This is a genomic window from Nevskia soli (assembly GCF_903970205.1).
Taxonomy (GTDB): Bacteria; Acidobacteriota; Terriglobia; order Bryobacterales; family Bryobacteraceae; genus Bog-113.
Window position 1 is genome coordinate 1 of record NZ_CAJCHS010000059.1, and the last position, 4,259, is coordinate 4,259.

General features: G+C 60.0%; 2 protein-coding genes and 1 pseudogene. 2 read left to right on the forward strand and 1 reads right to left on the reverse strand.

The genetic code is table 11. The features are described from left to right. Positions 1–563 (reverse strand): annotated as a pseudogene (locus H1Y01_RS02980) (hypothetical protein); the annotation flags it as partial. Between the two features lie 78 nt (positions 564–641). Between H1Y01_RS02980 and H1Y01_RS02985 the strand changes: the two are divergent. Both H1Y01_RS02985 and H1Y01_RS02990 read left to right on the forward strand, forming a co-directional pair. After that, a complete protein-coding gene (locus H1Y01_RS02985) occupies positions 642–3,299 on the forward strand; it encodes a M1 family metallopeptidase (RefSeq protein WP_180538619.1) in 2,658 nt (885 codons plus the stop codon). A 94-nt stretch (positions 3,300–3,393) separates the two neighbouring features. Then, positions 3,394–4,259, forward strand: an 866-nt coding sequence (locus tag H1Y01_RS02990) for a M1 family aminopeptidase (protein WP_219341218.1), incomplete at its 3' end; no start/stop codon positions are given.

The following is a 4,259-nucleotide window of genomic DNA, read 5'->3' on the forward strand; positions in this document are numbered from 1 at the left end:
GCAGGTTCATCCAGAAACAACAGCACCGGCAGGCCGGCTCGCTTGAGGCGATCGATCTGCCAGCAGATGATCTGAGAGATATGAAACGCGACAGCCGCAAACAACACCGGATCCGATAAGAATGGGCGGTCTTGGTGAAACAAGTACGTCGATAGAGTGATCGGTCCTTCGATCTGACCCTTGACGGCGAGAGCCGATGCAAACCGGCCGGCCGAAAGCGCTTGCTCGAACGCTCCGAATCCAACCGCGTTCGCCGGCGTCAGTTCTCCATCGCTGTGGTGAAGGGCTTCCACGACGCGGTCGATCTCGCCGTCCTTCACGTTGTACCCGTAACCTTCGGCGCGCGGTTCGATCCACTCGGAGACAACACCCAGACCCTGGCCGATGATCGCCTCACGGTCGGAAAGCCGCGGCATCTGGGGCCAGAACGGAATGGCTGGGCAGGAGCGGGCAACGGCGTCGATCGCGTCCGCCGCGGAAGTGAACGGTAAGCTGCCGATGCCTGTAACGGCGCCGGCCGGCAGGGTTGGATGGGCCTTAGATCGTGCTCCGATGGATCGCACGCCTCTATTCTCGCGAACCGTTGCACGGGTGAGATCAGCGCCGAGCGTCGCAAGCGCTGTGTAACCATGTTTCTATCGATGAATAAGGCTGTCTTTACCCTCAGTTCCCTCCTTCTGTCCAGCTTTTCCGCCCACCTATTCGCGGGCGAAACTCCTCCGAAACTCCGCCTGGCTGAAGTGGAACAGATGGCCCCCACGGGCTATCGCGCGGCCTTGACGGTCGACCCCGCAGAAGATACCTTCACCGGTTCAATTGCGATTAGTCTCGAGGTCCAGCAGCCGACATCCGTCATCTGGCTGAACGGAAACAAGCTCTCCATTGACAACGCGTCGCTGAAGACCCTCGGCAATCAGATGCAGGCGACCGTGTTGCCGGGCGGCAGCGATTTCATCGGGCTCAAGTTTAGTTCTCCAGTGCCGGCTGGTCCGAGCATTTTGGACATCGGCTATTCAGGAGTGGTTCACAAGGGATCGAGCGCGGGTCTGTTCAGTATGGAAGACGCGGGCAACCATTACTTGTACACGCAGTTCGAATCTACCGACGCGCGCGATGTGTTCCCGTGCTTCGACGAGCCTTCCTATAAAGTGCCCTGGCAGCTGACACTGCACGTGCCCGCGAAAGTCAATGCGGTCAGCAACACGCCGGTTGTGTCGGAGAGCAAGGAGGAGCCGCACACGTTCGTGTTCAAGCAAACGAAGCCGCTGCCGAGTTATCTGATCGCCTTCGCTGTGGGCCCGTTCGATTTTGTCGATGCGGGAACCGCCGGGAAGAATCACTTTCCGGTTCGCATCGTAACACCTCGCGGAAAAGCGGGCGAAGCCAAGTACGCCGCGGAAGTAACCGCAACCATTCTGACGCGGCTGGAAGACTACTTCGGCATTCCGTATCCGTATGAGAAGTCGGATCAAATGGCGATTCCGGTCACGTTCGGTTTCGGCGCAATGGAAAATGCGGGCATGGTGACTTATGCCCAGACGCTGCTGTTAGCGCGTCCCGATACCGATACAATCGCGCGCCAGCGCGGCTATGCTTCGGTTGCGGCGCATGAACTCGCGCATCAGTGGTTCGGCGATCTGGTCACAACCGCCTGGTGGAACGATATCTGGTTGAATGAGGCGTTCGCGACGTGGACCTCGGCGAAGATTCTGGCGGAATGGCATCCGGAGTGGAACACGCGGGTCAACAACGTCGGGGCGAAACTCGGCGCGGAAAATCAGGATAGCCTGGTGAGCGCGCGCAAAATCCGCCAGCCGATCGAATCGAAGGACGACATCAGCAACGCCTTCGACGGGATCACCTATCAAAAAGGCGCGGCGGTCATCGGCATGTTTGAGAGCTGGATCGGTCAGGCCGAGTTCCGCAAGGGCATCCAGAGTTATCTGAAGCAATATGCGTTCAAGAACGCAACCGCGGGCGACTTTCTGGATGCGGTGAGTTCCGGCAGCGGCAGGAATGTGACGGCTGCGTTCTCGACATTTCTGAACCAGGCGGGCGTGCCGCTGGTGTCGATGGCGCTCGATTGCAAACAGGGCGCGCCGACACTGCATTTGACTCAGAAGCGCGCGCTGCCGCTGGGGTCCAAAGGTTCCTCGGATGAAGTCTGGCAGATTCCGGTGTGCGTGCGGTACGGAACCGGAACGGCCGGGCAGAGCGAGTGCTCGCTCATGATGCAGCCGAGAGCCGATTGGAAATTGAAGGCGTCGAGTTGTCCGGCGTGGGTGGAAGGGAACAGTGATGCGGTCGGCTATTACCGCGTGAACTATCAGCCCGAACTGCTCGACGCGCTGGCATCCGGCGAGGTCGATCAGCGCATGAACGCTCCGGAGCGCGTGGACTTCATGGGCAACGCGGAAGCGCTTTCGAGCGAAGGCGATCTGCCCGCGGGCGATGCGCTGAAGTTTGTGGCCGTGTTCCACGCGGACCCGGAACGGCAGGTTCTGGAGAGTTCGCTGCGCCTGGCACTGAGCGTTCGGGAGCACCTGGTTCCGGCGGAGCTCATGCCGAATTATCAACGATTCCTGCGGAAGAACTTCCAGGCAAAGGCGCATGAGTTGGGCTGGACCTCCAAGCCGGGTGAACCGGACGAGGTCCACCTGTTGCGTCCGGAACTGCTTCGCGCCGTGGCGACGGTGGGCGGCGATCAGGAACTGGCGAATCAGGCGAAAGAACTGACCGCGAAGTGGTTCGAGAACCATGCGGCGATCTCCCCGGAGATGACGGGCGCCGTCCTGGGAACGGCCGCGTACTATGGCGACGAGAAGCTGTTCGAGCAGTTTGTGGCCGCGTATAAGGACACCAAGGATCGTCAGGAGCGGCAGCGCATTATGGGCGCGATGACTTCGTTCCGCGATCCCGGCGCGATTCAGGCCGGCTATAAAGTAGTGCTAAGCGGGCAGATTCCGATGATTCAGAGCGCGCAGCTGCTCTTCGCCGGACAAGGTCAAGAGGCAACGCGACACCTGGCATTCGACTTCACCAAGGCGCATTTCGATGAGCTCGCCGCCAAGCGTCCACAAGGCGGAGGGTTCGACTTCGGATCGCGCTTCCCCGCCGTTGGCCAGTCGTACTGCGATGCGGAATCGCGCAGCGCGCTGGAGGACTTCTTCGCGCCGAAGGTGACTCAGTTCACGGGCGGCCCGCGTGCGCTGGCGCAAACGCTGGAACGCGTCGACCTTTGTATCGCCGAGCGGAAAGCGCAGGAGCCGAGCGTGGCTGCTTTCCTGGCGACGCAGTAGCTTCAACTATTCAGAACCGTAAACACCTCTTCTTCGTCTTACTCTCTTTATGACCCAAACCTCGCTTTGCCGCCATGCTGCGCGCGCCTCCGCAATGGCTCTACTGTGTTCTGCCGCATTTGCCGCCGATCAACCTCCCAAGCTGCGGCTGGCGGAGGTAGAGAGCATCCAGCCGGTCAGCTATCGCGCGGATCTGGTACTCGATCCGACTAAGGACGATTTCAGCGGCTCGATCTCGATCCACATGGACGTTAGTAAGCCGACGCAGACCATCTGGCTGAATCAGGAGAAGATCCAGATCAAGTCGGCGACGCTCAAGTCGGGCGGAAAATCGATGACCGCGAAAGTGCTTCCCGGCGGAGACGATTTCGTCGGCTTCCAGTTCGACGCGCCCGTTCCAGCCGGCCCGGCAGATTTCAAAATCGACTACACCGGAACGGTGATTACCAAGAACAGCACGGCGATCTTCCGGCAGAAGGACAACGATAACTGGTACATCTTCTCCCAGTTTGAAGCGACCGATGCGCGCGGAGCTTTTCCCTGCTTCGACGAGCCTTCTTATAAGACGCCCTGGCAACTAACGCTGCACGTTCCGGCGGCGGATACAGCCATCAGCAATACAACGCCGATTTCAGATAAGAAGGCCGGCGCGATGCGCACGGTTTTGTTCCACGAGACCAAGCCGCTGCCGAGCTACCTGGTGGCGTTCGCAACCGGTCCGTTCGAGTATGTGCCCGCGGGCTTCACCGCGAAGAATCACGTTCCGGTTCGCATCGTGGTGCCGAAGGGACATACGGCGGAAGCTGCGTACGCCGCTGAAGTTACCGCCGGGATTATCAACCACCACGAGCAATACTTCGGCATTCCGTTTCCTTATGACAAGGCCGACCAGGTCGCGGTTCCCGACACGTCCGGATGGGGCGCGATGGAGAACCCCGGGATGGTGACGTATGCGCAGAA